Origin of the sequence: Pseudorhodoplanes sp. (assembly GCA_032027085.1) — a bacterium.
Lineage (GTDB): Bacteria > Pseudomonadota > Alphaproteobacteria > Rhizobiales > Xanthobacteraceae > Pseudorhodoplanes.
Genome location: JAVSMS010000001.1, coordinates 2,274,229 through 2,300,614 on the forward strand (window position 1 = coordinate 2,274,229; position 26,386 = coordinate 2,300,614).

Sequence of the window (26,386 nt, forward strand, 5' to 3'; positions counted from 1 at the left end):
GCCTCTCTCGATTATGCTCCCGGAACCGCGCGCGGGAAGCCGAATGAGCGTTGCGGTTGAATCGCGGTATCTTGCGGAGGCACCTTATCCTCCGTCTCGCCGGTCAGAACGGACAGGAAGCGATCCGGCCAGTCGTTGATGTCGTTCTGGGAAATGATCCGGAACAGCGCGTCGTGGCGGGCGCGGCGTTCCTCAATCGGCATTGACAGCGCGCGAGCGATGGTCGCGCCGACCGATGCCGTGTCGTAGGGATTGACCAGAAGCGCCGGCTTACATTCCAGCGCGGCGCCGGCGAAGCGCGAGAGAATGAGCACGCCCGGATCTTCCGGATTCTGCGCGGCGACATATTCCTTGGCGACGAGGTTCATGCCGTCGCGCAACGGCGTGACCAAGGCGGCGCGCGCCGCATGATAGAGGCCGGCAAGCGCGGTGCGGCTATGCGTGCGGTTGATGTAGCGGATCGGGGTCCATGAGGCTTCGCCATAATTGCCGTTGACCTTGCCCACCTTTTCGCTGACCAGTCGCTCCATCGCCGCATATTCCTGGATGCTGGACCGGCTTTTCGGCGTGATCTGCAGATAAGTGACGTTGTTGTGCCATTCCGGATTGGCCGCAAGAAACTGCTCGAAGGCGTCGATACGGGCGTCGATCCCCTTTGAATAATCGAGCCGGTCGACGCCGATGATCATGGCGCGGCCGGACAGGCTGGTCAGAACGCCGTTGACGAAGGACGAGCGCGCGGCGCGGCGCGCCATGCGGCTGAAGGATTCCACTTCGATGCCGACCGGGAATACGCCGATCTTCATCAGGCGCTCGCCGGTGTCGAAAACCCAGCGGGTTTTTTCCGGATAGCGGCATTCGGTCTCGACGTAACGCGCAAAATTCGCCGCGTCGATCTCGGTCTGGAAGCCGGCCAGGTCGTAATGGCTGAGCGCCCAGACGATGCGCTCATGCTGCGGCAGGGCGGTGATGATCTCCGGCGGCGGAAACGGCGTATGCAGGAAGAAGCCGATCTTGTTCCTGTGCCCGCGTTCGCGCAGCGCCTTGGCCAGAGTGAGGAAATGATAGTCGTGCACCCAGACGATGTCGTCAGGCCTCAGAATCTTGTGCAATTCATAGGCGAAATGCTCGTTGACGCGCAGATAGCCGCCGAGATCGCGGCGCGTGAATTCCGCAAGATCGAGCCGGTAATGCAGGATCGGCCACAACACGCGGTTGGCGAAGCCGTTGTAATATTCGTTGTAATCTTCCTTCGGCAGATCGGTGACGACATAGGAAATCTTGTCGGCCTCGATGGTCTTGGTCTCCAGGCTCTTGTTGGCAACGCGTCCGCTCCAGCCGAACCAGATGCCCGGATGTTTCTTCAGCGCCGCAAGCACGGCGACCTCGAGCCCCCCGGCGCGGCTGCCCGCGCGCGGAATGGCGACCCGATTGGATACAATCACTAGCCGCGCCAATATCTGTCCTCCCAGCTCCGCGACAGACGCATCGCAGTGAGTACCAAACCGGCCATGGAATAGGTCTGCGGAAAATTGCCCCATAATTCGCCGGTCTGCAAATGGATGTCCTCGGACATCAGGCCATAGCGGTTCCGATAGCGGAGCGAATCCACGAAAAGCTCGCGCGCCTGGTCGCGGCGGCCGAGCGCCCAATAGGCGTCTATCAGCCAATAGCGGCAGATGAGGAAAGCGGCTTCCGGCATGCCGAAATCATCCGGGCTGGCATAGCGCATCATGTGCTTGCCGCGCAGCAACTCGCGCTCCATGGCCGCCACCGTCTTCATGAAGCGGGGGTCACTTGCGTCCACCACGCCCAGCTCAGGCAGCAGCAGCACCGCCGCATCGAGATCGTCGGCCCCGAAAGCGGCGGTGAAGGCCTGACGTTTCTCGCACCAGGCCTGCTCGATGATGGCCTTATGTATGCGGTCGGCGACGTCGTTCCAGTAGACCGCGCGCTCGCGCAGGCCCAGTCTTTCGGCGATGGCGGCGAGGCGGTTACAGCCGGCCCAGCACATCGCGACCGAATGCGTATGCACGCGCTGGCGGCCGCGATATTCCCAGATGCCGGCATCCGGCGTGAGCGCGTAGCGCTCGGCTTTCTCACCCAGCGTTTCCAGCAGACGAAACAGCGTTTCGTCGCCCATGCGCGGCAGCCGTCGATCAAAGAACATCGGCATCGCGGCAAGGATGATGCTGCCGTAAGTATCGTGCTGCGCCTGCACGGCGGCGGCATTGCCCAACCGGACGGGTCCGTCGGCGCGATAACCCGGAAGCTTGTCGGGAATCCATTCGTCCATCGGGTCGGACGGCACCACGCTGTAAACCGGACGCAGACTGTCCATTTCCTCGGACACCAGATTGAGGATGTAGAAGATGAAATCTTCCATCGTCTGGGTCGCGCCGATGCGGTTCAGCGCCTTGACCACGAAATGCGCGTCGCGCAGCCATACATAGCGGTAATCCCAATTGCGGCCGGTGCCCGGCGATTCCGGAATCGATGTCGTATGCGCGGCGATGATGCCGCCGGTCTCCTCGAAATTGCTGAGCTTGAGCGTAATGGCGGCGCGGATCATCGCTTCCTGCCAATCATAGGACAGGTTCAGCCGCCGCACCCATTCGTGCCAATAGGCTGTCGTGCGATCGAGAAAATCCCGGCAGGTCGGCGCCAGCGCGCCGGGGAACGGCTCGTCAGCGCCGAACACCATATGCAAAGGCCGGCTCAGCACAAAGGGAGTTTCGCCTTCGATATAGGAGAGCGGCGCATCGGTGGTGAGGCGCAACTGCGTGCCGGCGCCCCAATAGCGGATGTGGTTGCTGCCGAGCGAATAGTTGGTGATGGGATGGCCGTAACCGAAGGCCGGGCGGAAACGGATGGAAATCCGCGGCAGCCCGGCCGCAGGCTCGACGATGCGGATCAGCTGCGGCGCGCGATAGATGCGGTCGAAATTCTGGAAGCGGGGCGCAAAATCCGTAATGCGGACTGCATTGCCCTTGCTGTCGGTCAGCGTAGTGACGACGACGGGCGTATTGCGTAGATAGTCCGATGCGACTTCGGCGAGATCGTTGAGGACAATGTCGGTGAAACCCTTTTCCTCGTCGCCGGCGAGCAGACGACAGAAGACGGGATTGCTGTCAAAGCGCGGAAAGCACCACCAGGTGATGCGCGATCCCGGCTCGATCAGAGCCGCGGTGCGTCCGTTTCCGGTGATGGCGAGATCGAGCCCATAATCGGTCATCTCGCCTCCTGGCGGTCGCTCAGGCGCTGCAGCCAGAGCCGGACGTCTTTGGGACCGTCGAAATTGAAGGACGCGCCAGGCACGATGCCTCCGACTGATACACCGATTCCGGAGAAACGCGGAAGAACGGCGAAGGCGGCTTCATCGGTCACGTCGTCGCCGACAAAGACCGGCCGGCGTCCGGCAAAGGGCGCGAACGACATCAAGTCCTGCAGACCGGAGCCCTTGTCGAAGCCGCGCGGCTTGATCTCGATGACGGATTTTCCGGGTAGGATGCTAAGGCCGTCGCATCCATATTTCTCGCAGATGGCGGCGACCGACTTGATCACGGCGCCGCCGAGTTGCGGCGCCAGCCGGTAATGGATGGCGAGCGAATAGTCCTTGTCCTCGATGATGATGCCGGAATCGAGTTCTCCGATCTCGATGAAGCGCCGCCTGAGTGCAGGATCGAGCGGCGAAGACTGCATGCGATGGGGTGTCGCGTCCGGGCTGATGCGGATTTCGGCGCCGTGGCCGCCGACGGCCGCCAATCGCAGCGGATCGAAAATATAGTCGATATCGGCGAGCGACCGGCCGCTGATCAGCCCGAGCGCGCCGCCCAGCCGCTGCGCGAGCCGCGCCAGCATGCGACGAAGCTCGGGCGAGACATGCACGTCATGCGGCTTGGGGGCGATATCAAGCAGGGTCCCGTCGATGTCGAGCAGGATAGCCGTCTCATCGAAGGCGATGGGGAAATCAACTGCCGTGCTCCGGCCGTCTATTTCCTCCGGCAGTTGCGGTTCCTCGACTCCGCCGGCTTCAGCGGGCGTATTCAGGTTTGCGGGGTTTGGTGAAATGATCTGTGACATCCGTCTGGCGGCAGGTGGGGGTTTTGTCGTGCAAAAGGTAACGATAGGAACTCAGCCGGGCAAAAGCGTGACCGGGATGGCTGCCGGGCCCGCATTGCGGGACGATTTGCGGGCTGGTCTGAACGGCTGTGTGCGCGGACATGGCTTTAGCTGCAAAGATAACCCAGAGCAGCGCGATGAGTTCCATTGCACCGCAACAAGCGCCTGAACCGCAAGGTCTTCTTGCGCGGCCAGGCGGCGGCGCGAACCGCCCAATTGCTGACCAGTCATGCATTTTCCGGCTTTGCATCTTTTAACCAATTGGTTAAAAGATGACCCGTCTACATTGTCGTACCCTCAAGCCTATGGTCCGCAGCCTCACCGTCCGTCGTATTGAATTTACCGAGCGGCCCGTGCGCTTCGACGCCACGCGTGCGCAGGGCGCGCCGCCGAACTGATGGTGCCGAAATGGTTCAATAAGGATGCAGGCATGACGCCCGAGCAGACGGTCGAACAATTGCGCACGGCGCTGAATGTCGCGCGCGACCTTTATCTGTCGCGCGGCACATTGCCGAGCGACGGCCATCATTATGTCGATGGCTTCGCCGACACGCCGCAGGCGGAAGCGCGCGCCTTTCTCGCCGCGCATCCTGACTTGTATGAAGAGCGCGACGGCATTGTCCGGCTCATCATCCGTGACGGGAAAATCTCAACCGGCTCGCTCAGGCAGGCCGGCTTTGCATCCGGCGTCGACCCTGCAAAGGTCGGCGTGATACGACACAACGACACTCAAATGAAAGAGGAAGCGCGAACGTGAGCAGCAAGCGTCTTGGCATCATCATGCACGGCGTCACCGGCCGCATGGGCATGAATCAGCATCTGATCCGGTCGATCCTGGCGATCCGCAAGGCCGGCGGTGTGACCTTGTCGGACGGCAGCAAGGTGATGCCGGACCCCATTCTCGTCGGCCGCAACCCCGACAAGATCAGCGCGCTGGCGCAGCAATATGGTGTGTCGCGCTGGGCCACCGATCTCGACAAGGCGCTGCTCAATCCGGAGGATGAAATCTTCTTCGACGCCGGCACAACGCAGATGCGACCCGGCCTCCTTGAGAAGGCGATCAAGGCCGGCAAGCACATCTATTGCGAGAAGCCGATCGCGACCGATCTGGCCGCCGCGATCAAGGTCTGCAAGCTGGCGAAAGAGGCCGGCGTGAAGAACGGCGTGGTGCAGGACAAGCTGTTCCTGCCCGGACTGCTCAAGCTGAAGATGCTGCGCGATTCCGGATTCTTCGGCCGCATGATCGCGGTGCGCGGCGAGTTTGGTTACTGGGTGTTCGAGGGCGACTGGCAGCCGGCGCAGCGTCCGTCCTGGAATTACCGTGCCGAGGATGGCGGCGGCATAATCCTCGACATGGTCTGCCACTGGCGTTACGTGCTCGACAATCTGTTCGGTGAAGTGAAGAGCGTGTCGTGTCTCGGCGCGCGGCATATCCCCGAGCGCTGGGACGAGGCCGGCAAGAAATACAAGGCGACGGCCGATGACGCGGCTTATGCGACATTCGAGCTTGCCGACGGCGTGATCGCCCACATCAACATGTCCTGGGTGACGCGCGTCTATCGCGACGATCTGGTCACGTTCCAGGTCGACGGCACGCAGGGCTCTGCGGTCGCGGGCCTCACCGACTGCGTGATTCAGCCGCGACAGGGTACGCCGCGCCCGGTCTGGAATCCCGACGAGAAGCAATCGATCGACTTCTACTCGACGTGGCAGCCGGTGCCGGACAACACCTTTTATGACAATGGGTTCAAGACGCAGTGGGAGATGTTCATCCGCCATGTCGTCGAGAATGCGCCCTACAAGTACACTCTGGTCGAAGGCGCCAAGGGCGTGCAACTGGTCGAGAATGCATTGCAGAGCTGGAAGGAGCGCCGCTTCGTCGACGTTCCGGCGCTGAAATTGTGAGGCTGTCATGAACCGCTATGAACGCCCGCAAACCGGACTGGCCATCGCGCTGCCGCGCGCGGACCGCACGCTGGATGCGTTCCGGCTCTCGGAGCCGGGGAATTTCCCGTCGAAAGTGCAGGGGCCGCTGAACCGCATTTCATTCGCGGCGGCGCATGTCGTCGCCGATCCGCTGGCCGACAACAATCCCTGGCTCGACACGGCGGTCGACTGGGACCGCACCATCGCGTTCCGCGAGCATCTGTGGGATCTCGGCTTCGGCGTTGCGGAGGCGATGGATACCGCGCAGCGCGGCATGGGCATGAGCTGGCCGGACTCGCTGGAGCTGATCCGGCGCTCGGTCGCGGCGGCGAAGCCGCGCCAGGGTCTGGTGTTCTCCGGCGCGGGCACCGATCAGCTTGTGGTGGAAAACGCGAAAACGCTCGATGACGTGATCCGCGCCTATGAGGAGCAGATTTCCGCGATCGAATCTTTCGGCGGCCGCATCATCCTGATGGCCTCGCGTGCGCTGGCGAAAGTCGGAAAATCCGGCGACGATTACGCCAAGGTCTATGGCCGCATCCTCTCGCAGGTGAAAGAGCCGGTGATCATCCACTGGCTCGGCGACATGTTCGATCCGGCGCTCGCCGGCTATTGGGGAACGCGCGATCTGGACAAGGCGATGGACATTGCCGTGGAGATCATCAATGCGCATGCGTCCAAGGTCGACGGCGTGAAGATCTCGCTGCTCGACAAGGACAAGGAAATAGCGATGCGCCGCCGCCTCGCCAAGGGCGTGCGCATGTATACCGGCGATGATTTCAATTATGCCGAGCTGATCGCCGGCGATGCGCAGGGCTATTCCGACGCGCTGCTCGGCATTTTCGATGCGATTGCGCCTGCTGCGTCTGCGGCCTTGGTGGCATTGGCGAAGAACGACAGGGGGCAATTCGACGCCATTCTCGAGCCGACGGTGCCGCTGTCGCGGCATATCTTCCGGGCGCCAACCCGCTTTTACAAGACCGGCGTCGTGTTCATGGCCTATCTCAACGGCCATCAGGATCACTTCACCATGGTTGGCGGGCAGGAAAGCGCGCGCTCAACCTTGCATCTTGCCGACATCTTCCGCCTCGCCGACGCGGCGGGCCTTCTGCGCAATCCGGAAATGGCGGTGGCGCGGATGCGCATTGTGCTGCAGGCGAGGGGGGTGGAGGCATAACGTTGCGTCGTCCGGGCGCAGCGGGGAATGAAACGACGCGCTGCAGACCCGGACCGTCCACTGCGTGCCTATAACCGTCCCGGACACCGATGCACCATTCGCGCGATGTCCTCATGTTGCATCGCATTCGCGACGACCAGGAATATCAAATGCGTGACTTCTCCAACGATCATCGCTGGCTTTCGCTTAACACGGCAACCGTCCGCAAACAGGCCGACTTCATCGGCATTGTCGAAGCCTGCGTAAAAAGCGGCATCCGCGCCGTGTCGCCCTGGCGTGATCAGGTGGCGCATGTGGGTCTCAATCGCGCGGTGAGGGCGGTGAAAGATGCCGGCCTCGCGCTCTCAGGCTATTGCCGCGGCGGCATGTTCACCGCAGATGACGCGCACCGGCAGGAAGCGCGCGACGACAATCGCCGCGCGGTGGATGAAGCCAAGGCGCTCGGCGCGCCATGTCTCGTGCTGGTCGTCGGCGGGCTGCCACAATATTCGCGGCCGGGCAGCGCCGCTAGCAAGAATATCGGCGCGGCGCAGCGCCAGGTGGAGGACGGCATCGCCGAACTGCTCGATTATGCGCGCACTGCAAATATGCCGCTGGCGCTGGAGCCGCTGCATCCGATGTATGCTGCAGACCGCGCTTGTGTGAACACGATGCGGCAGGCGCTCGACATCTGCGAGCGACTCGATCCGGGCAACAGCGGGATGATGGGGCTCGCGGTCGACACCTATCATGTCTGGTGGGACTTCGAGGTGCTTTCGCAGATCAAGCGCGCCGGCAAAAAGCGCCTGCTTGCTTTCCATGTCTGCGACTGGCTGGTGCCAACCAAAGACCTGCTGCTCGACCGCGGCATGATGGGCGACGGCGTTATCGACATTCCGTATCTGCGTCGCGCGGTTGAGGCGGAAGGCTTCAACAGTTATGTCGAAGTGGAAATCCTGTCGAATGACTGGTGGAGCCGCCCGCTCGGCGAGACGGTGAATACGGTGGTTGAGCGTTTCAAGACCGCGGTCTGAGCGGAACCGCCGCTTCATACCGCCGTTGGTCCGGCAATGACCATCGCCGAACCGCCTGTTCTTCGCATCACCTCGCACAAAGCCCTGCGAGCCGCGGAAGCGGCCTGCACCCGCTGTCCGCTTTACAAGAACGCCACGCAGGCGGTGCCGGGCGAAGGCCCGGCGCGCGCACAGATCATGATGGTCGGCGAACAGCCGGGTGATCAGGAAGATCGGCAGGGCAAACCCTTCGTTGGTCCGGCCGGGCGGATGCTGGACGAGGCCATTCACGAGTCGGGCCTCGACCGCACCACCATCTTCGTCACCAATGCCGTTAAGCATTTCAAATTCGAGCCGCGCGGCAAGCGGCGCCTGCACAAGCGGCCGAACGCCTATGAGATCGACCGCTGCCGCATCTGGTTCGAGCAGGAACGGGCGCTGGTGAAGCCGGCTTTGATCATCGCACTCGGCGCGACAGCGGCGCGCAGCCTGACCGGAAAGGTGGTCACGATTTCGAAGATGCGCGGCGATGTTTTCGACCTGGCCGAAGGCGGGCGCGGGCTCGTCACCATTCATCCGTCCTGGCTGCTGCGGATGGATGACCAGAAGCAGAAGGAGATGGAATACCGCCGCTTTGTCTCTGATCTGCGCGTCGCCAGACAGGCGGTACTCGGCGGCTAGGGCGGGAACTCCGCAGGCTGCTGCCGCGTTCGATCAGATCACAGCAGGAGGCCGTCATGGAAGTCCGCCCCAATCCTCCCCAGAAACAGAGTCGTCAGCCCGGCCGTGAATCGCAGATGCGACCGCAGCCGGAATATCTGCCGCGGTTTCGCGGCGCCGACAAACTCAAAGGTTGCGCTGATCACCGGCGGCGACAGCGGGATCGGGCGGGCCACCGCCATCGCCATGGCGCGCGAAGGCGCCGACATTGCGATCGTTTATCTCGAAGAACACAAGGACGCCGACGAGACCCTGCGGCTGGTGAGGAAAGAGGGCGTCGAGGCGATGAAGATCGCCGGCGACATCGGCGACGAAGCCTTTTGCGAAAGCGCGGTGGACGATGTGGTCGAGACCTTTGGCCGGCTCGATATTCTCGTCAACAACGCCGCGGAACAGCACGAAACCGACGAGCCGCTGGAAATTCCGGCAGCACAACTGGAGCGGACCTTCCGCACCAATGTCTTCGGCTTCTTTTACATGACAAAGGCGGCGCTGCGGCACTTGGACGAAGGCGCATCCATTGTGAACACCACCTCGATTACCGCCTATCGCGGCCACCAGACGCTGATCGATTATGCGTCGACAAAGGGCGCCATCGTTGCGTTCACGCGCTCGCTCTCGCAAGCCCTGGTGGAGAAGGGCATTCGCGTCAACGCCGTGGCGCCGGGGCCGATCTGGACCCCGCTCATTCCGGCCTCGTTCGATGCGGAAAAGACCGCCGAGCATGGCGGCAGCGCGCCGATGAAGCGGCCGGGACAGCCGAACGAGGTCGCGCCCTGCTTCGTTTTTCTGGCGAGCGATGAAGCCTCCTACATAACAGGGCAGGTGCTGCATCCGAATGGCGGCAGCATTCTCAATACCTGACCCTTAGTCGGGCGGCATGCGCGCGGGAGCCGGCGGAAAGGCATCCGGTCCGTCGGTCTCACGCACGTCCGGACTGGGCCGCTCCACGTTCTGTTCGTAGCTTTCCAGCGCCGCATCGTCGCTGTCCGGTTTCTGGATGACGTCGCTCTTGCGTGTTGTGCGGCGGCCGGTAATCGAAACCGCGTCCGGCTTGGGACGGCGTTTGGGTGTTGCCATGACGAAGCCCTCCACTGCGAGATGTAAAGCAAACGCCAATGTTTCAACTGTCGTTCCGCCGCGGCGCGGAACCTCGCCATGGCGCCGACGTTGTCCTGCCATCGCGCAATAAGAGGAGGCGTTACGATGGACTGGAACAGGGTTGAAGGAAGCTGGAAGCAGACCAAGGGAAAGATCAAGGAGCAATGGGGCCGCCTGACCGATGACGACATCGACGTGATCGAAGGCAACCGCGAACAGCTGGAAGGCAAGATCCAGGAGCGTTACGGCCTTGCCAAGGATCAGGTGCGCAAAGACGTAGATACCTGGCTAGACACAATTGGGTAGGCCTCATCAACGAAAGGGCCCGTTTGCGGGCCCTTTCTTGTGTGTTTGCTTTGCATTCACCACGCCGGTTGATAGGCGATTTACCAGACTCGACACACGTGCTCCGGCTTTAACGCGGACGAAAAAATGCGGAATTAGGCTTGCCCGTGTTCCGGAGAGGGACCGGCGCAAGCCGGCTGATGCTCCGGACAGGGGCGTATCATGCGGGTTCGTTTTGTCGTGCATCAGGCCGCGATCATCGCGGCATGCCTGATCCTGCTGCCGGGTCATATCGGCGCCGGCGAGGCGCCGGCTTATTCAAAGATCCGGCTGGCGTCGCTGGTCGAGGTCCCGGAACCTGCATTTCCCTCCGCTGACAGCAGGCCAGAAACGTCATTGACCGGCAAGTGGCACGCGGTGCGCGAGCGCATGCGTCGCGACGAGCGCCTTGTGTCATTGTGCCGCCGCGATCCGGCCGGCTGTCCCTCGGATGCGGCGACGCTCTTCATGTCCATTGTCGATGCCGCGCGCCTGCGCGAAGGCAAAGCGGTGTCCGGAGAAATCAACCGCGCCATCAATCTTGCGGTGCGGCCGGTCTCCGACCAGAAGCGGCATGGCGCCGATGTCTGGACATCGCCGCTGACGACACTGGCGTCGGGACAGGGCGATTGCGAAGACTACGCCATCGCCAAACTCGCTGCGCTCTGGGCGGCGGGGGTCGCCGAAAGCGACACGCGGCTTGTGATTGTGCGCGACGCGCGCGCGCAGGAGGATCATGCGCTCGCCATGGTGCGGCTGGATGGCCGCTGGCTGGCGCTGGACAACCGGCGCTTCACCCTGATCGAGGCGGCGCATCTGGCCTACCGGCCGCTCTTTGTGATAGGCCGCAACGTGGTGCGGGCGGTTTCTGAACCAGGCTCGTGGGCTGCGCTTGATGACGACGGCGCGATCGGCCAGTCCGCGCGCGACGAAAGCGGCTCGTCCGGCGGCCAGACTGCGCCGGTCCTGCTCTAAAACTCAGGTCGTGCCGCTTGCGGCTTCCGCGCTGATCCTGACCTTGTGTTCTTCCAGTTCACGCTCCAGCCGTGCGATGTTCTGCAGCATGCGCTCGCTGGTCAGGCGCAGGAAATAGAAGCCGAATTCCGGATTCTGGAAATAAAGCTCGCGCAGCGTGTCATAGTCGAGCCGCAGCACCTCGCCATCTTCCAGGCATTCCACGGTGCCGGTGCGCCTGTTATCGGGGGCGAGGAAACCCAGCTCGCCCATCAATTTGCCCGGCGGCAATTCCACGCCCAGCTCGGTCACCAGATAGCGGCCGCTGACGATGTAGAACATCTCGTGTGCCGTGTCGCCTTTCCGGAACAGCACAGTGCCCTTCTTGCAATTGCGTTTCTTCATGAACGGCTTGATCCATTCCATCGACAGGTCGCCCTGCGAGGCGATGCGCGCGCGCTTGATGAGCTGCTGCATCTGGACCAGACGCACGAAATTGATGGGCAGCAGCACGGCGTAGAGCACGATGGTGGGCAATTGCCTGGCGAGCACGCCATAGGCCATGAAAAAGCAGTTGCTGACGATGGCGACGATACGCAGCGGCACCATCGTCTTCAGATAGAGCGAGGCGACGTAGCAGAGACCACCGATCAGGCCGAGTGCATTGGCAAGGTCCGCCCGCGACCATGCGAATGCGATCAGCTCATTGAACAGCGTGGCGAGGTCGTATCCGAACAGCGTCATCTCGGGCCCCTGGGAGCGACGAATCATAAAGCCGAAAGGCTCGGTACGTTTTTACTTTCACGTCTGGGTGACGGCGGCAAGCCGCGCTGCACCCTCAGCGGCGGCAGAAGGGCCGTCATTTGGCCACGAAGGCCTTAAAGCGCGATCGTCCGGCCTTCGATGGCGGCAATCGTCCCGGGCCTGATCCTGCTCGCCTCCGCAACGATCCGGTCCATGCAGGCGTCGTCATGCTCCGGCGCGTGATGAAACAGGCAGAATGTTTTCACCTTCGCTGCATCGGCGAGCCGCAAGCCGTCGCGCCAGGCCGAATGGCCCCAGCCCGTCTTCGAGGTGATCTCGTCGTCGGTATAGGTGCAGTCATAGATCAGGAGATCGGCCCCTCGTGCGAACTCGGCCAAGCGCGCATCCGTATCCTTGCCGCTTTCATTGTCGGTCAGATAGGCGAGCGTGCGGCCCGCGAAATCCAGGCGATAGCCGGTGGCGCCGCCCGGATGATCAAGCGGGGTGGTGCGCAGCGCCAAGTGAGGCGCCGGGGTCAGGGTGTCGCCCGCGCGGAAGTCCCGGTATTCGACATGGGCCTTGAATGCGTCCGGCGTGATCGGAAAAATCGGCTCGCTCATCATGCGTTCGATGGCGCTGCGGGTGTTGGTGCCGGACGCGAGATGTCCGCTCCAGATGCGGAAGCGATGAGCGGCCTCGTAGAAAGGCGCAAAGAACGCCAACCCGCTGATATGGTCGATATGCGTGTGGCTGAGAAAAATATCGGCGTCGATCGGCTTGCCGGCGGCCTGCAATTCGTCGCCCAATTCGCGGATGCCGGTGCCGCCGTCGAAGATGATCAGGCGGTCGCCGCAACGTACTTCGACGCAGGGCGTGTTGCCGCCATAGCGCGCCGTCCTGGGGCCGGGGGAGGCGATGGAGCCGCGCACGCCGCGGAACGTCACGGTGAAGGTTTCGGTCATGCGTGGCGTGTCCCGGCAGGCAATCGCGTGAAAACAGGAGGGCTACTTGGTCTCAAATGCATAGACGCCGTTCCAGTCGTCCGGCGGCGCCGTCTCCTGGAAGGACTGAATGCGCGCCAAGTATAGGTCATAGACCTCGTCGAGGCCAAAACCATTCGGCGCGTGCCGCACAAGATGCAGGGTCTCGAGCGCGCCGTGCCAGTCGCGCTTGCGGTATTTGCCGAGCATGAGCGTCACCTGATCACGCATACGGAGGAATTCGTCATCGCGCGCTTCGTCCGGACCGCCCAAGAGGGCATAGATGTATTCCGGCTCGGTCTTGCCCTTGACCGTGATCAGGTCGATCTCGATCGCCGCGAAATCCTCGGTCAGTTTCGCGGCGGTCTTCGAGCCGATGATGATCGGCGTGCCGTAGGACTTGGAGCGGCCTTCCAGGCGCGAGGCAAGGTTCACCGGATCACCCAGCACCGAATAATCAAAGCGCAGGTCCGAACCCATATTGCCGACCACGCATTGGCCGGTATTGATGCCGATGCCGATATTGAGCGGCAGGAAGGGGAGGTCCTGCGCCTTGGCTTCCTGCTCGCGCGTGCGGTTCAGCTCACCGACGCGGCGGAGCATGTCGAGCGCGGCTTCGCAGGCATGCCGCTCGTGATCCTTATCGTCGAGCGGCGCATTCCAGAACGCCATGATGGCATCGCCGATATATTTGTCGATCGTGCCCTTGCGCTCGATGATGGCGTTGGTCATCGGCGTCAGGAAGCGGTTCATCAAATGGGTCAGGCCCTGCGGATCATCCTTGAAGCTTTCCGAGATGGTGGTGAAGCCACGCACGTCGCTGAACATGATGGTCATGTCGCGCACCTCGCCGCCGAGCACAAGTTTCTTCGGCGATTGCGCGAGCTGCTCCACCAATGCGGGCGATAGATACTGGCCGAAGGCGGAGCGGATGCGGCGGCGGTCCTTCTGCTCGCGGAAATAGTTGATGAAGACCAGCGTGATGTAGATGACGAAGGTCGAGAGCAGCGGGAAGGTAAGATCGAACAGCAGGCCTTGCTGCGTATAGAAATAGGCCGCGCCCGCCACCAGCGTGAGTGCGACGCCAAGGCCGAGGATCAACAGCGTTGCGGCGCTGAGTAGCGGCGCCAGCACCACGATCAGCGTCCCGAATGCGAAGGCTGTGATCAGCTCGACGCCGGGCGCATAGTTCGGGTAGGCCAGCACCGACTGGGTCAGTATGTTTTCGAGAATTTGCGCCTGCACCTCGACGCCTGGCATCGATTCGTCGACCGGCGTCGCCTTGATGTCGAGCAGCCCGACAGCGGAGGTGCCGACCACGGCGATGCGTTGCGCGACGCGATCGGCCGCGACCTTGCCCTCCAAAATATCCTTGGCGGACACGAAGCGGCTGCGATCGTGCGGCGAGAAATTGATCCAGAGCTGGCCGTTCTGATCGGTCGGGACTTCGAGGCCGGGCACCGCCACGCTGCGGATGCCGGCATTGTCGGTGCGCACCAGAATGGCCCCCGCGCCGGTGATGACGCGCAGGATCTCCAGCGTGAGAGCGGGGACCATCTGGCCGTGCGCCTTCATCACCAGCGGCACGCGGCGGACGATGCCGTCACGCTCCGGCCGGATGGTGAGGACCCCGCGTCCGGCGGCTGCGTATTCGAGCACCGGCAGATTTTTCAGCAGGCCGTCGAAGGCGATCAGATAGGGATCGGGACTGGCGCCCATGCTGGCGAATCCGGTGCGCGGCAGGTCCTTCGGTCCACTGTCCGGCAAGGCGAAAGGCACGCCGGACTGGCCGAGAACAACCCTGCCCCCTTGCATCGCATTCGCCATGACCGCGTCGTTCGTCGGCAGCGTTTCCAGCCGCTTGCGGGTGTCGTCGTCGATCTGGCTGAGCGTCTTGGCGACCGTGCCGGGCGACATGCGGTCGGGCTCAGGGAACAATACGTCGAAACCGACCGCGGCCACACCCATCTGCTGCAGGCGGGTGATCAGCTCGGCCAGCACGGTGCGCGGCCACGGCCATTGGCCGATGCTGTTGAGGCTAGTCTCGTCGATATCGATGATGACCACGGGCTTGAGCGTGACCTGCCGTGGTTTCAGGGTCTGGTAGAAGTCGAAGCTGCGCAGCTTCAGGTTTTCGAGCGGGCCGGGATCCCAGATGCGCAGCGCGATGAAGGCTGCGAGCAGCGCAAAGCCCAGCGTGCGCCGCACCCCGAACCATTTGATGAGGCTGAAGGCGCGTTTGAGCTTGAGCCGCTCCAGGCGCTGTCGGAGTTTCTTTGCCACGCGCGAACGAGCCCCTGCCTTCGCGATCTTATTTCTCGCGGAAGGCGCGGGTCAATTGATCGTAGAAGGGCTTCATCAGGTAGGAGAGCACGGTGCGCTCGCCGGTCTGCACGAAGGCCTCGACCGGCATGCCGGGCACGAGCTTGACGTCGCCGAGCCGCGCCACTTCCTGCGGCGGCAGGCCGATGCGCACGGTGTAATAGCTCAGGCCGGTGCGCTGATCGGTTGAAATGTCGGCGGAGATGCGGGTGACGGTGCCGTTGATTTCCGGCGTGGTGCGCTGATTGAAGCTGGTGAAGCGCAGCAGTGCGTTCTGCCCGACCTTGAGCTGGTCGATGTCCTGCGGATTGACCTTGGCCTCCACCGTCAGATTGTCCGCCGCCGGCACGATCAGCATGATGGCGTCGCCGGCCGGGATGACGCCGCCGACGGTATGCACCGTCGACTGGAATACGGTGCCGTCCTGCGGCGCGCGGATGTCGATGCGCTTGAGCTGATCTTCAGCGGTGACCTTGCGCTCCACGAATTCGCCGATCTTGCCGTCGACCTCGCGCAATTCGCGCGCCACTTCGCTGGAGAGTTCCTGGTCGATCTGGATGATCTGCAATTCGAGTTCGGAAATCTTGCCCTTGGCCTGCGCGGTGGCGGCGACGAACTGGCCGCGCTCGCCCTCGAGCCGCGTCGCCTCGCGTTCGAGCTGGGTGAGGCGGTTCATCTGCACCAGATTCTTCTGAAACAATTCGCGTACGCCTTTCAGCTCGCGGTCGATCAGCGCGATCTCCTTGGCCTTGGCGTCGCGCTGCGCGGATAGGCCGGAAATCTCTTCGTCCAACTGCAGAATGCGCTGGCGTAATTGCGCCTTCTGGCCGGTGCGCGCGGTCTGGCGCAATTCGAACAGCTTGCGCTCGCTGGTCATCACCGCGGCGACGACCGGGGCCTGCGCGCGGTTCGTCAACTCGGCGGGAAATCGGATGGCGTCGGCGCCGTCGCGCTCGGCTTCCAGCCGTGCCTTGCGTGCGGTGAGCTCGTTCAGGCCCTTGGTGACGACGGCGAGATTGGCGCGCGTCACCGTTTCGTCGAGCCGCACCACGATGTCGCCCGCTTTGACGCGGTCGCCGTCGCGCACGCGCACCTCGCCGACAATGCCGCCGGTCGGATGCTGCACTTTCTTGACGTTGGAATCGACGACGATCTGCCCCGGCGCGATCAGCGCGCTCGAGACGCCGGCGGTCGCCGCCCAGCCGCCGACGCCGATGGTGAGCACCGCCACGACCACGCTGCCGGCGATGACGTGCTGGCGGATCTGCTCCTGCGCGCTGGCGGCCCGTTTCCGCGTCATGCCAGACCTCCGGTTTCGGGAACGACCTTCAGCGGCCGCGCCGTCGCCGGGCGCTGCAGCACCTTGGCGAGAATCTCGTCCTTCGGCCCGAGCGCCTGCATGCGGCCCTCGCGCAGCATCAGCACCTGGTCGACGCCGGCAATCGCACTCGGCCGATGCGCGATGACGACGACAATGCCGCGGCGCGCGCGCACGCCGAGGATGGCGCGCGCCAGAGCCTCGTCGCCTTCCGCATCGAGATTGGAATTCGGTTCATCAAGCACGACCAGGAACGGATCGCGATAGAGCGCGCGGGCGAGCGCGACGCGCTGCGCCTGTCCGGCGGAGAGGGCGGTGCCCTGCTCGCCCACTTCGGTGTCGTAGCCGTCGGGCAGATTGACTATCAGGTCGTGCACGCCGGCGGCCTTGGCGGCGGCGATCACCGCATCGGGATCGGCATCGCGCTCGAAGCGTGCAATGTTCTGCGCCACGCTGCCGGTGAGAAGTTCGACATCCTGCGGCAGATAGCCGATGTGGCGGCCGAGCGCTTCACCGTTCCATTGCGTGAGCGCGGCGCCGTCGAGCCGCACATTGCCGCGCAAGGCCGGCCAGATGCCGACCAGCACGCGCGCGAGCGAGGATTTGCCCGAGGCGCTGGGACCGATGATACCGAGCGCGGAGCCGGCCTGCAGCGTGAAGCTGACATCCTGCAGCACCGCCTTCTGCTGGCCGGGCGGCACGGCGCTCACGGTTTCCACCGCAAGGCTCCTTGTCGGCGGCTGCAGCGGCATCACCTCGCCCTGCGCCGGGAAGGCGGCGAGCAATTTGGTCAGCCGCCGCCAGCTCAAGCGTGCAGCGATGAAGCCCTTCCAGTTGGCGATGGCGAGATCGACCGGCGCCAGCGCGCGGGCCGAGAGGATGGAGCCGGCGATGATGACGCCGGCGGTCGCCTGGTTGTTGATGACGAGCCACGCGCCGACCGCCAGCACCGCCGATTGCAGCATCATGCGCAGCACCTTCGCCACTGCGCCGAGCCCGCCCGACACGTCGCTGGCGTTGCGCTGGCTTCGCATGTAGCGGCGATTGGCGTCGCTCCAGCGCGCGGCGATGCGCCCGACCATGCCCATGGCGGTGAGCGCCTCGGCATTGCGAATGGAGATTTCGGCAAGGCCGTTGCGCGATTGCCCGTAATGGCCGGCTTCCTGGGTGGGCCGCCGGCTCCAGATTTCGGTCAGCAACGTCAAACCGATGAGGATGAGCGCGCCAACGAGCGCGGTGAAGCCGATCCAGAAATGGAAGAGAAAGCAGATGGCGAGATAGACCGGGATCCAGGGCAGGTCGAACAGCGCGATAGGCCCCATGCCGGAAAGAAAGGAGCGCAGATTGTCGAGATCGCGCAAAGGCTGCAGCGCGTCGCTGCGCCCGCCGGCGCGCAAGGGCAGGCGGATCAGCGTCTCATAGACGCGCGCCGACAGCGCGTCGTCGAGACTCGCGCCGATGCGCACCATGATGCGCGCGCGAATGGTGTCGAGCACGCCGAGCGCGATGAACAGGGCGGCGGCAATGATGCAGAGCGCGACCAAAGTCGGCACCGAGCGGCTCGGCAGCACGCGGTCGTAGATTTCCATCATGAAGATGGCGCCGGTGAGCATCAGCACGTTGCTGACGCCGGAAAAGGTGGCGACGCCGATGAAGGCGTTGCGGCAGGCGTGCAAGGCCTGCGTCAGTTCGGAGGGTGCGGTCCCCGCCGGCTTTTTCGGAAGCAGCGACATGCTCAGTCTGGCTCGCCCATCAATATGGCCGGCGCATGTCCGCTGCGCCCGTCCCTCCGCCGCTCAAGGCGGCCCCGCTCACAGGTTAACGGCGGGCGCTATCATGTCACAAAAAGCGCGATTTGTCGCGGGTTTGGGTGAGGGGAGGGTTAATTGGGGGCTCAGACGTGGAAGATGAAGTCATTCGCCGCCAGCGACGTATAACCTTGCACCGTCACTTTGTGGCCGTTACCGAAGTCGATCACTGTGTCAGTCTGACCGATCTCCAGATACCTCTGCAGATCCTCGAAATCGTCAAAGTTCGAAAACGCGCTCAGGTCGATCCGGTCGCCCTGGCCGTGGCTGAAATCGGTAATGGTGTCGCGCCCGTCGCCCGGGCTAAAGACAAAGGTGTCCGCACCCAGTCCACCCGTCAACGTATCGTTGCCGTCGCCGCCGCTAATCGTATCGTCTTTATCGCCGCCCGTTAGCGCGTCTTCGCCTGCGCCGCCGGTCATCTCGTAGCTATAAGCGCCAAAGATTGCGTCGAGCGCCTCGGTGTCCTCTCGTTGGGACAGGTCATAGTCATCGATCGCCTGCTGCAAATCGGAGGCGCGGATACTAAAGCCGTCGAACGAGGCGACCGGAATCTCGTGCTGAGGATCGCTAAAGATTTCAATTTTCGTTATCGTGCCGCCTTCCAGTCGGAAGTCTTCCTCATTGCAGTAGGACAGATCATTCACAGTGACGACGATTGACGGGCTCTGTTCTTGTCCTTCGTAGCTCAACCAGATGAAGTTCTCTCCCGGGCCCTGTGTGGGCTCATTAATAACGTCGCTGTTCAGAAGCTGATCGTACAATTCCCCGATGTCGTAGCCCTCATCAGTCTCTACTGTCACCATGACGGCCCCCGACTGCTCCTCGGGAGGCGCGACGTCAAAGTTGAAGGCCGAGCTGGCTGCCTGCGAGCTATCTTCGTCGTCGTCTTCAACGTAGACGTCGAAGCTCGCGCTGTCCGTCTGACTCCCATCATGCACGAACGATACCAGGCCGTCTTTTAACTGTTGGCCGGTGAAACTCGTTACCCGTTCGAGACTTTGCCCAATGAAAATCTGGCCGTGTAGCGAATTGGTGACTGTGAAGACGACATCCTCGGCAATATCGTCAGGATCATTGAAGTCCAGGTCGGACGACTGCAGCACATACGTGCCGCCGTTCCTCACACTTGCCGACAGATCGCCAATCATGGTCGGCGCGTCGTTGGTGCCGGTTATCGTGATGGTGATGTCTTGCGTCGTGAGGCCGCCGTTAGCGTCATCGACGCTGACGGTATAGATCAGCGTCAGCGTCTCGTCCTCCGCGAGGAAGTCCACCGCGGCATCCGCTACATCATAGGTCCAGTTGACGGTCCCGTTGTTTGCGTTGGTGCCGTTGGCGCTGAGCACGAGCAGCGGCGTCAGCGCGGCAAGCTGGCCTGGTGTCAGGGAAAGACCGGTCTCTCCGTCCGCCGCCTTGTAGCTGGCCGACGTAAAGGCAGCCTTTACCTCCGGGCGGTCGCTCAAATCGACATCGGTGAAGCAGATGGTGCCGGCGGCCGACACTCCTGCCTCACTTTCGGATTGGCTGTCCGAGGTCGCAGTCGCGATCACCGGCGCATCATTGGTGCCGGTGACCGTGACCGTCACCGTCTGCGTGTCGGTGGCACTGCCGTCAGTTAAGGTCAGCGTATAGGTGAGCGTAAGCTTTTCGCCTGCTGCGAGATATTCAAAGGCATTGTCCGCCGCCGCGAAGGTCCAGTTGATATAACCCTGCGTACCGGTGACGCCCGTTTGGCTGACGGTCGCACTTAGCAGATTGAGCAATTGCTGTTGTGAAAGTCCGCCGGTCGGTCCATCTGGTGTCGTAAGCGCAATCGAGACCGAGTGATTGTTCTGGGAGACGTCCACATCCTCGAACGTGAGCGACCCACTCGATTGATAGGCAGGCTGGAAATCTTCAACGGAATCGACCGAGTCATTGTAATCGACAAGGGCGAGTGCCTGCCCCTCGGCTTCCGTGAACTGGACTGTGGCTGGCCCGCTGAGAATCACCGGCTCATCATTTGTACCGCTAACGACAATCGTCACCGTCTGGGTGTCAGTCGCGTCCCAGTCGTCGGCCAGCGTCAGCTTATAGGTGAGTGTGACCTCTTCGCCTGCGGCGAGATAATCGAAGGCGTTGTCCGGCGCGGAGAAGTCCCATTCGAACGTGCCGTCCGTGCCGTCGATGCCGGTCTGGACTACAGATGCGCTGAACCGTTCGAGAAGCGCCTCATTGTTGAGGGCGAGGCCAGTAGTCACCCCGGTCGCGGCGACAGAGAAAGACACGGTGTGGAAATTGTCGGAAATATCGACATCCTCGAAGGAAATCGAGCCCTCGTCCGCGAGTAGCGATTCACTCTCGGTTTGGCCTGCGATTTCGGTCAGTGCGACGGATGGCGGCTCACCAAAAATCACGGGCGCATCGTTCGCGCCGGTGACGACAAACGTCAGTGTCGCGGTCGCGGTCGCGCCAAAGGCATCGGTGATGGTGTAGCGGAACACGTCGTATTCGACTTCGCCCTGCGCCAGATAATCGGCCGCGTCATTATTGAGCGTGTAGACATAGGCGCCGCTGGAATTGATATGCAGCGTGCCGTGCAGTTGCGGGCTGATCGCCACGATCTGCGTCAGCGTGATGAAGTCTCCCGGGTTGGGATCGTGATCGTTGCCGAGCACGTTGCCCGCGGCAGCCTCCTTTCCGGGGCCGTCGACACCCGCTTCGATCAGGTGATGCGACGCCGGGGGCAAAACGTTCGGCGGCACCTGGCCGCCATCCGGCAGCGCGATCGGCGCAAAGTTGATGAATTCGGGATCGTTGAGCAGATCAATAATCGGGGTGTTGCCGTTTCCGCCATTGCCTGTCACCGTGACGGTGACGATCGACCCGTTGCCGCCATTGCCTGACGAATTGTTCGTGTCGACAACGAGAAATTGCGACGAGCCGGCGGTCTTCGTGCTCTGCGGATTGGTCGTGTGCTGGTCCGGGTCGAAGGGGTTCTGCTGGCCCTGATTGAAGATGTTGAAAATCTGCTGAAAATAATTGAGTTCCTGCTGCACTTCCCCCGGAGTCTTCTGCACCTGCTGCGCGATTACCTGCAGCGGGCCGGCCGGCGTCACCACCCAGCCGACGGTGGAGTTGTTGACGGTGCCGAGCAGCGTGCCGGTGGTCTTGTTGTAGATGTTGAACGAGCCGGTGGTGCCATCCGGCTCGACCAGCACCGAGAATTTGGTCTGCCCGTCATTGGCTGAGATTTCGACAAGCACGGCGGTGCCGCGGATGCCCATGGTGGCGACCGGCGTGTCGACACGCATGTCGCCGGTCTTCGCTACCTGTCCGGCGACAAAGCCGATCGTGCCTTGCACCAGGCTGATCAGCGCCGAATTGTTGGTTCCGCCGTCCTGATAGACGAAATCGTTCAGCACCATGCGCGCGTTGGCAGAGAGGCTGAAGGTCGAGCCATCGGAGAACAGCACGGCGATCTTGCCGTCGCCGGTTTGCACCACATCGCCCTTGCGCACCACGTCGCCCTGGTTGGCGGCCATGGCGACACCGTTACGCACGATGGTGGCCGAGCCTTCCACCTGCTCGACGCGGCCGATGGGTGGCTGGTCGGAGGTTTGCGCCCCGGCCTGGGCGAATTGTCCCGGCGCCAGCGGGCCGGCCAAGGCTTCGACGACGTCGGGCGTGAGCGTTGCGCCTTCCGGCGAAAGCAGGGTGGGGCGTTTCTCGGCCTTGAAATAATCCGGGATCAGAAAGGATTTGCCGTCCTCGCCAACGATCTTCAGGTCGGGGCCGGACCGCTGGAAATCGCCGTTGAAGAGAAGATGCGCATCGGGGACGGTGACAAAACCGTCGGGGCTGGCTTCGCCGGCCACGCCGATTTGCGAGGGGCGCGCAAAATCAAACGCCGACTCGTCGGACGCGATCCGGGTCCCATGCAGCATTATGGCCCCCCTAAGGGCTTGGTAACACTATCAATTCTTTCAAAAAACTAAGGCCGCCAGTCCCGTCTCCGGCGGTAAAGCCACAATATTCAATGGTAATAGAATGGTCAATGGATCGTTAATCTGCAGCAAATCCTAAATTTGCACGTGGTTAGCGGCCAAGTGCCGTTTCCAGTTGGCCCTTTTCTTCCAGTCATCCGCAAACTTGCGGGCCGCGCCCGAGCCCACAAGGCGCCTCGTCAACCACGGTCCGGGGATTGCATTGCGCTGGCCGCCCGCGCCAAGACATGATGCAAACGTATTGTGCGTATTGGGACCTAAGCGAAATGAAGGCGATTATCGTAGGCGGCGGCGTCGGCGGGCTGACCATGGCCCTGATGCTGCATGCACGGGGCATGGATTGCGAGGTTTTCGAGCAGGCGGACGCGATCCGCGAACTCGGGGTCGGCATCAACACCCTGCCGCACGCGATCAAGGAGCTGGCGCAACTCGGGCTGCTCGAGCGGCTGGACCAGGTCGCCATCCGCACGCATGAACTGATTTACACCAACATTTTCGGCCAGGAGGTCTGGAGCGAACCGCGCGGCACCGATGCCGGCTTTGAATATCCGCAATTCTCCATCCATCGCGGCCGCCTGCAGGGCGTGATCTACGCCGCGGCGCGGGCGCGGCTTGGCGAATCGCGCATCTTTACCGGGCATCGGCTCGGCGGCTTCACCCAGGATGAGAGCGGCGTCACCGCCTGGTTCTTCGATCGCCATGGCCGCCACTGCAAAACCGCGCGGGGCGACATCCTGATCGGCGCCGACGGGATTCATTCCAGCGTGCGCGCAGCCCTGTATCCGCAGGAAGAGCCGGCGCGCTGGACCGGCACCATCCTGTGGCGCGGCGCGCTTGACTGGCCGCAATTCATGACCGGCCGCTCGATGATCATCGCCGGCGGCATGGCGGCAAAGCTTGTGCTTTATCCGATCGCAGAAGGCTCGCGCGAGGATCGCCGCCTCACCAACTGGGCGGTGATGGTGAAGGTCGGCGAAGGCGGCGGCTCACCCAAGAAGGAGGACTGGTCGCGGCCGGGCCGTTTCGAGGATCTGATGCCGCATGTGCAGCGTTTCAATATTCCGGCGATTGACGCCAAGGCGCTGATCGAGGCGACGCCGGAATTCTGGGAATATCCGCTCTGCGACCGCGATCCGTTGCCGCGCTGGTCGCATGGCCGTGTGACGCTGCTCGGGGATGCCGCGCATCCCATGTATCCGGTCGGCTCCAACGGCGCCTCGCAGGCGATCCTCGATGCGCGTTGTCTTTCCGATCGTCTGCGCGATGCCGAACATCCCTATCAGGCGTTGTGGCAATACGAGCAGGAGCGCCTGCCGATGACGACGCAGATCGTGATGATGAACCGCAAGGGCGGGCCGGAAGGCGTCATCGACGCGGTCGAGCAGCGCGCGCCGAACGGCTTCACCAATATCGACGATGTGCTGTCATATGAGGAGCGCAAGGCGATCGTGCGCGGTTATGCGTCGACCGCCGGCTTCGCCCGTGAGCAGGTGAACAAGCCGAAGGCAGCGTAGCCTCGTGCGGTCTGCAGCGCGTGGTGCGCTGCAGAGCCGGCATTCCATTTCGTTGCGTACTCATCGGGGTCCACGTGCCATGGGCTCCGGATCAGCGGCAGTTGTGATCGCTCCGCTCGCTCTCGGGCGCCGACAGGCATTCGACGATGTCGGCGCGTGAGAAACCGATGTCACGGAACATGCGCTCGTCGAAATAGAGCATCGGCGTCAAGGCGCGCCGGGCGCGATACCGCTTCAAGGCAAAATGCATTCGCCTCATGCCCTTCGACAGGATCGCACAACATAGGCCGATGATCGACATGGCTACCTCCGATACCGATCTGTGAAAAAGGGCCGCACCGAAGAAGGGGCGGCCCTTTAGGTGTCACGCCGCGGCCGCGACGCTGCTCTCACCAAGCGTGCAAGTGACCGGCACGCCATTGCTGACGATGTCAAAGACCGGCGAATAGGCCTGTCCCATCGCCACGAGTTCGCGCTTGGTGGCTTCGTCAACATCGGCGTCGATGTCGAACACAACTCGGATGTTCTGGAAGCCGCGGCGGACATCCTTGGACAATCCGAGAAAGCCCTGCAGGTCGAGATCGCCTTCGAAGCGCGTCGATACGCTCTTCACCGGAATGCTGCGCGCCGCCGCGTGATAGACCAGCGATGTGGTCAGGCAACCCGCGAGCGCGTGCAACACATACTCGACAGGATTTGGCGCCTTGTCGTTGCTGAGGAGAACCGGCGGCTCGTCGTTGACGAGCTCGAACATGCGCGCATGCTTCATCTCCTGGCCGGCGCCGTAATAGTCGGAGATGCGTGAACGGTTCTCGCCGCCGTCGATCCATTCATTGCGAAGCCGGAACTGGAATTGTGCAAGCGACGTGTCGGCCTTGATCGCCTCGATAGTGCCGAAAAGGTTCTGGCGGTTCACGCCATTCAGCATTGTGGTCTTGGACATGGTCGTCTCCTGATCCGGACTCGTCTGCGGGATGCAGATTCCAAAACAGACCGGATGGTCTGTTAATACAGACCGTCTGGTCTGTTTTCAAGCGATTTTTCCCATAAAGGAATTTGTCTAAATATCAGTGTGTTATGCTGTACGGACTTGAAACTGCGGTCCGTTGCTGCCAAGTTACAGACCAAACGGTTTGGTTAGACGGGGTGCCATGGCAGAGAAAGGCGAGCAGACGCGGGAGCGCATTCTGGCGACCGCAGAACCAATGATCCTGCGGCAGGGCTTTGCAGGCACATCTCTCGACGACATTCTCAAGGCGACCAAGCTGACCAAGGGCGCCTTTTTCCATCACTTCAACGGCAAGGGCGATCTCGCCCGCGCGCTGGTGGAGCGCTACGCGCGCAACGACTACAGCCTGTTCGAGCGGTTCGCGGCGGAGGCGGAGTCGGCGAGCGCCGACCCGCTGCAGCAGACCATGCTGTTCCTGAAGTCATTTGAGGATTTCATTGAAGGACTCGCAGAGCCGGTCGGCGGCTGCATCTTCGCCGCCTATACCTATGAAAGCCTGCAATTCGATCCGGCGATCCACGCCTTCATCGCGCACAGCCTGCGGCGCTGGACGGCGCTCTATGAGAAGAAATTCGAGGCGGTGCTCGCGCGCTACAAGCCGGCGCGGCCGGTCACGGCACGTGACCTCGCCGACATGGTCGTCGCATTGATCGAAGGCGGATTCATCCTCTCGCGCAGCTACAACGATGCGACCATCGTGGCGCGGCAGTCGCGGCAATTCCGCCAGTATCTGGAGCTGCTTTTTCCGGAATGAAAAGGGCGACCTGGAGGCCGCCCTTTTCAACAATCGGAGGTGATCACTCCGACGGCGGCGGCAGGAACACGATCTCGTGTTTCGCCGCGAGCGCGACGACATCGGCCGGATTCTGCTCCTTCATCGAGTGGATGCCCCAGAACAGGTCGTAGAGGCGGCGCGTCGGCGTCACCCAGAAGAAGCATTTCACCGCCTGGTCGGACTTGTTGAACAGCCCGTGCGGGATCTGCCGCGGCAGCTTGATCAGATCGCCGGCGGTTGCGACATAGGCGCGCCCGTCGATTTCCGCATCGAGGCGGCCCTCAAGCATGTAAATGAATTCGTCCTGGGTCGGATGAATATGCGGCGGCACGAAGGTGCCGGGCGGGAAGGTGGCGTGCCAGGAAAAGGATTCGTCGCACACTTGCTTTGGCACATAGGTCTGGCCGAGGATATTCCAGACGATCCCGTCGATGCCGGTGCCGGCTTTGGTGACGCCTGCTGTCAGCGTTGGCATGAAACGCATACTCCCATCACGTGTCGTTGATTATTCATGACTGGTCTTGCGCTTCATTCAATCACGAATGGCGCGCGCCAGAAACGCTTCCACGCCGCACCCCTAGTTTCTTTTGCTGCCAGCGTAAACGCACATC

General features: G+C 62.5%; 25 protein-coding genes. 11 read left to right on the forward strand and 14 right to left on the reverse strand.

From position 1 onward, the window contains the following. Positions 1-11: 11 nt before the first annotated feature. From RO009_11035 to RO009_11050, 4 genes are read right to left on the reverse strand one after another with little or no spacing between them, the layout of a single operon-like run. The gene (locus RO009_11035; GenBank protein MDT3685562.1) at positions 12-1,445 is read right to left on the reverse strand and encodes a trehalose-6-phosphate synthase; all 1,434 of its coding nucleotides are present in this window, start codon (positions 1,443-1,445) and stop codon (positions 12-14) included. Beyond that, positions 1,445-3,235 (reverse strand): glycoside hydrolase family 15 protein, encoded by a 1,791-nt coding sequence (locus tag RO009_11040; GenBank protein MDT3685563.1) that lies wholly within the window; start codon positions 3,233-3,235, stop codon positions 1,445-1,447. Before RO009_11040 ends, RO009_11035 begins: the two co-directional genes overlap by 1 nt. Beyond that, entirely contained in the window at positions 3,232-4,083 is an 852-nt protein-coding gene (gene otsB / locus RO009_11045; GenBank protein MDT3685564.1) for a trehalose-phosphatase, read from the reverse strand. Before otsB ends, RO009_11040 begins: the two co-directional genes overlap by 4 nt. Further along, positions 4,034-4,270 (reverse strand): hypothetical protein, encoded by a 237-nt coding sequence (locus RO009_11050; GenBank protein ID MDT3685565.1) that lies wholly within the window; start codon positions 4,268-4,270, stop codon positions 4,034-4,036. Before RO009_11050 ends, otsB begins: the two co-directional genes overlap by 50 nt. Between RO009_11050 and RO009_11055 the strand changes: the two genes are divergently transcribed. The 7 genes from RO009_11055 (at position 4,270) to RO009_11085 (ending at position 9,801) form a co-directional block, all read left to right on the forward strand. Beyond that, positions 4,270-4,398 (forward strand): hypothetical protein, encoded by a 129-nt coding sequence (locus RO009_11055; protein MDT3685566.1) that lies wholly within the window; start codon positions 4,270-4,272, stop codon positions 4,396-4,398. The two genes, RO009_11050 and RO009_11055, sit on opposite strands and share 1 nt — an antisense overlap. A 154-nt stretch (positions 4,399-4,552) precedes the next feature. Beyond that, positions 4,553-4,879, forward strand: a complete 327-nt coding sequence (locus RO009_11060) for a hypothetical protein (protein ID MDT3685567.1) — start codon at positions 4,553-4,555, stop codon at positions 4,877-4,879. After that, positions 4,876-6,027, forward strand: a complete 1,152-nt coding sequence (locus RO009_11065) for a Gfo/Idh/MocA family oxidoreductase (protein ID MDT3685568.1) — start codon at positions 4,876-4,878, stop codon at positions 6,025-6,027. Before RO009_11060 ends, RO009_11065 begins: the two co-directional genes overlap by 4 nt. A gap of 7 nt (positions 6,028-6,034) precedes the next feature. Next, positions 6,035-7,225: a dihydrodipicolinate synthase family protein gene (locus RO009_11070; protein ID MDT3685569.1), complete on the forward strand. Its 1,191-nt coding sequence runs from the start codon at positions 6,035-6,037 to the stop codon at positions 7,223-7,225. A 149-nt stretch (positions 7,226-7,374) separates the two neighbouring features. Beyond that, complete coding sequence (locus RO009_11075; GenBank protein MDT3685570.1) at positions 7,375-8,238, forward strand: sugar phosphate isomerase/epimerase family protein; 864 nt, start codon at positions 7,375-7,377, stop codon at positions 8,236-8,238. 36 nt (positions 8,239-8,274) lie between these two features. After that, positions 8,275-8,898, forward strand: a complete 624-nt coding sequence (locus tag RO009_11080) for a UdgX family uracil-DNA binding protein (protein ID MDT3685571.1) — start codon at positions 8,275-8,277, stop codon at positions 8,896-8,898. A gap of 105 nt (positions 8,899-9,003) precedes the next feature. Then, a complete protein-coding gene (locus tag RO009_11085; GenBank protein MDT3685572.1) occupies positions 9,004-9,801 on the forward strand; it encodes an SDR family oxidoreductase in 798 nt (265 codons plus the stop codon). A gap of 3 nt (positions 9,802-9,804) precedes the next feature. On the opposite strand, the gene RO009_11090 is transcribed toward RO009_11085, so the two are convergent. Next, positions 9,805-10,017, reverse strand: coding sequence for a hypothetical protein (locus tag RO009_11090; protein ID MDT3685573.1), 213 nt, complete (start codon positions 10,015-10,017; stop codon positions 9,805-9,807). A 126-nt stretch (positions 10,018-10,143) separates the two neighbouring features. On the opposite strand from RO009_11090, the gene RO009_11095 reads away from it, so the two are divergent. Then, positions 10,144-10,344, forward strand: coding sequence for a CsbD family protein (locus tag RO009_11095; protein MDT3685574.1), 201 nt, complete (start codon positions 10,144-10,146; stop codon positions 10,342-10,344). A gap of 201 nt (positions 10,345-10,545) precedes the next feature. Further along, on the forward strand, positions 10,546-11,337 hold the full coding sequence (locus RO009_11100; protein ID MDT3685575.1) for a transglutaminase-like cysteine peptidase: 792 nt from the start codon (positions 10,546-10,548) through the stop codon (positions 11,335-11,337). Positions 11,338-11,340: 3 nt separating this feature from the next. Here RO009_11100 and RO009_11105 read toward each other — a convergent pair whose 3' ends face one another. The 6 genes from RO009_11105 to RO009_11130 form a co-directional block, all read right to left on the reverse strand. After that, positions 11,341-12,060: a cyclic nucleotide-binding domain-containing protein gene (locus tag RO009_11105; protein ID MDT3685576.1), complete on the reverse strand. Its 720-nt coding sequence runs from the start codon at positions 12,058-12,060 to the stop codon at positions 11,341-11,343. 134 nt (positions 12,061-12,194) lie between these two features. Then, positions 12,195-13,022, reverse strand: coding sequence for an MBL fold metallo-hydrolase (locus tag RO009_11110; GenBank protein MDT3685577.1), 828 nt, complete (start codon positions 13,020-13,022; stop codon positions 12,195-12,197). Between the two features lie 42 nt (positions 13,023-13,064). Next, positions 13,065-15,323, reverse strand: a complete 2,259-nt coding sequence (locus tag RO009_11115; GenBank protein MDT3685578.1) for an adenylate/guanylate cyclase domain-containing protein — start codon at positions 15,321-15,323, stop codon at positions 13,065-13,067. Positions 15,324-15,351: 28 nt separating this feature from the next. After that, positions 15,352-16,662: an HlyD family type I secretion periplasmic adaptor subunit gene (locus RO009_11120; GenBank protein MDT3685579.1), complete on the reverse strand. Its 1,311-nt coding sequence runs from the start codon at positions 16,660-16,662 to the stop codon at positions 15,352-15,354. Next, a complete protein-coding gene (locus tag RO009_11125) occupies positions 16,659-18,413 on the reverse strand; it encodes a type I secretion system permease/ATPase (GenBank protein ID MDT3685580.1) in 1,755 nt (584 codons plus the stop codon). The genes RO009_11120 and RO009_11125 overlap by 4 nt, the downstream gene beginning before the upstream one ends. Before the next feature lie 161 nt (positions 18,414-18,574). After that, the gene (locus RO009_11130; protein ID MDT3685581.1) at positions 18,575-22,417 is read right to left on the reverse strand and encodes a VCBS domain-containing protein; all 3,843 of its coding nucleotides are present in this window, start codon (positions 22,415-22,417) and stop codon (positions 18,575-18,577) included. Between the two features lie 326 nt (positions 22,418-22,743). Here RO009_11130 and RO009_11135 point away from each other — a divergent pair, with 326 nt between their 5' ends. Then, a complete protein-coding gene (locus RO009_11135) occupies positions 22,744-23,991 on the forward strand; it encodes a flavin-dependent oxidoreductase (GenBank protein MDT3685582.1) in 1,248 nt (415 codons plus the stop codon). A 91-nt stretch (positions 23,992-24,082) separates the two neighbouring features. Here RO009_11135 and RO009_11140 read toward each other — a convergent pair whose 3' ends face one another. Beyond that, positions 24,083-24,292 (reverse strand): hypothetical protein, encoded by a 210-nt coding sequence (locus tag RO009_11140; protein MDT3685583.1) that lies wholly within the window; start codon positions 24,290-24,292, stop codon positions 24,083-24,085. A 63-nt stretch (positions 24,293-24,355) separates the two neighbouring features. Continuing rightward, positions 24,356-24,934: an OsmC family protein gene (locus RO009_11145; GenBank protein MDT3685584.1), complete on the reverse strand. Its 579-nt coding sequence runs from the start codon at positions 24,932-24,934 to the stop codon at positions 24,356-24,358. A gap of 208 nt (positions 24,935-25,142) precedes the next feature. On the opposite strand from RO009_11145, the gene RO009_11150 reads away from it, so the two are divergent. After that, positions 25,143-25,754 carry a TetR/AcrR family transcriptional regulator gene (locus RO009_11150; GenBank protein MDT3685585.1) on the forward strand — a complete coding sequence of 204 codons (612 nt, stop codon included), beginning with the start codon at positions 25,143-25,145 and terminating at the stop codon, positions 25,752-25,754. Between the two features lie 43 nt (positions 25,755-25,797). On the opposite strand, the gene RO009_11155 is transcribed toward RO009_11150, so the two are convergent. Further along, entirely contained in the window at positions 25,798-26,250 is a 453-nt protein-coding gene (locus tag RO009_11155; protein MDT3685586.1) for a cupin domain-containing protein, read from the reverse strand. Positions 26,251-26,386 lie beyond the last annotated feature (136 nt).

Excerpts from the sequence above, each read along its gene's own strand:
- RO009_11040 (MDT3685563.1), bottom strand. The coding sequence starts at position 3,235 with ATGACCGATTATGGGCTCGATCTCGCCATCACCGGAAACGGACGCACC.
- otsB (MDT3685564.1), bottom strand. The coding sequence starts at position 4,083 with ATGTCACAGATCATTTCACCAAACCCCGCAAACCTGAATACGCCCGCT.
- RO009_11050 (MDT3685565.1), bottom strand. The coding sequence starts at position 4,270 with ATGGAACTCATCGCGCTGCTCTGGGTTATCTTTGCAGCTAAAGCCATG.
- RO009_11060 (MDT3685567.1), top strand. The coding sequence starts at position 4,553 with ATGACGCCCGAGCAGACGGTCGAACAATTGCGCACGGCGCTGAATGTC.
- RO009_11070 (MDT3685569.1), top strand. The coding sequence starts at position 6,035 with ATGAACCGCTATGAACGCCCGCAAACCGGACTGGCCATCGCGCTGCCG.
- RO009_11075 (MDT3685570.1), top strand. The coding sequence starts at position 7,375 with ATGCGTGACTTCTCCAACGATCATCGCTGGCTTTCGCTTAACACGGCA.
- RO009_11080 (MDT3685571.1), top strand. The coding sequence starts at position 8,275 with ATGACCATCGCCGAACCGCCTGTTCTTCGCATCACCTCGCACAAAGCC.
- RO009_11090 (MDT3685573.1), bottom strand. The coding sequence starts at position 10,017 with ATGGCAACACCCAAACGCCGTCCCAAGCCGGACGCGGTTTCGATTACC.
- RO009_11095 (MDT3685574.1), top strand. The coding sequence starts at position 10,144 with ATGGACTGGAACAGGGTTGAAGGAAGCTGGAAGCAGACCAAGGGAAAG.
- RO009_11100 (MDT3685575.1), top strand. The coding sequence starts at position 10,546 with ATGCGGGTTCGTTTTGTCGTGCATCAGGCCGCGATCATCGCGGCATGC.
- RO009_11105 (MDT3685576.1), bottom strand. The coding sequence starts at position 12,060 with ATGACGCTGTTCGGATACGACCTCGCCACGCTGTTCAATGAGCTGATC.
- RO009_11110 (MDT3685577.1), bottom strand. The coding sequence starts at position 13,022 with ATGACCGAAACCTTCACCGTGACGTTCCGCGGCGTGCGCGGCTCCATC.
- RO009_11120 (MDT3685579.1), bottom strand. The coding sequence starts at position 16,662 with ATGACGCGGAAACGGGCCGCCAGCGCGCAGGAGCAGATCCGCCAGCAC.
- RO009_11125 (MDT3685580.1), bottom strand. The coding sequence starts at position 18,413 with ATGTCGCTGCTTCCGAAAAAGCCGGCGGGGACCGCACCCTCCGAACTG.
- RO009_11130 (MDT3685581.1), bottom strand. The coding sequence starts at position 22,417 with ATGCTGCATGGGACCCGGATCGCGTCCGACGAGTCGGCGTTTGATTTT.
- RO009_11135 (MDT3685582.1), top strand. The coding sequence starts at position 22,744 with ATGAAGGCGATTATCGTAGGCGGCGGCGTCGGCGGGCTGACCATGGCC.
- RO009_11140 (MDT3685583.1), bottom strand. The coding sequence starts at position 24,292 with ATGTCGATCATCGGCCTATGTTGTGCGATCCTGTCGAAGGGCATGAGG.
- RO009_11145 (MDT3685584.1), bottom strand. The coding sequence starts at position 24,934 with ATGTCCAAGACCACAATGCTGAATGGCGTGAACCGCCAGAACCTTTTC.
- RO009_11150 (MDT3685585.1), top strand. The coding sequence starts at position 25,143 with ATGGCAGAGAAAGGCGAGCAGACGCGGGAGCGCATTCTGGCGACCGCA.
- RO009_11155 (MDT3685586.1), bottom strand. The coding sequence starts at position 26,250 with ATGCCAACGCTGACAGCAGGCGTCACCAAAGCCGGCACCGGCATCGAC.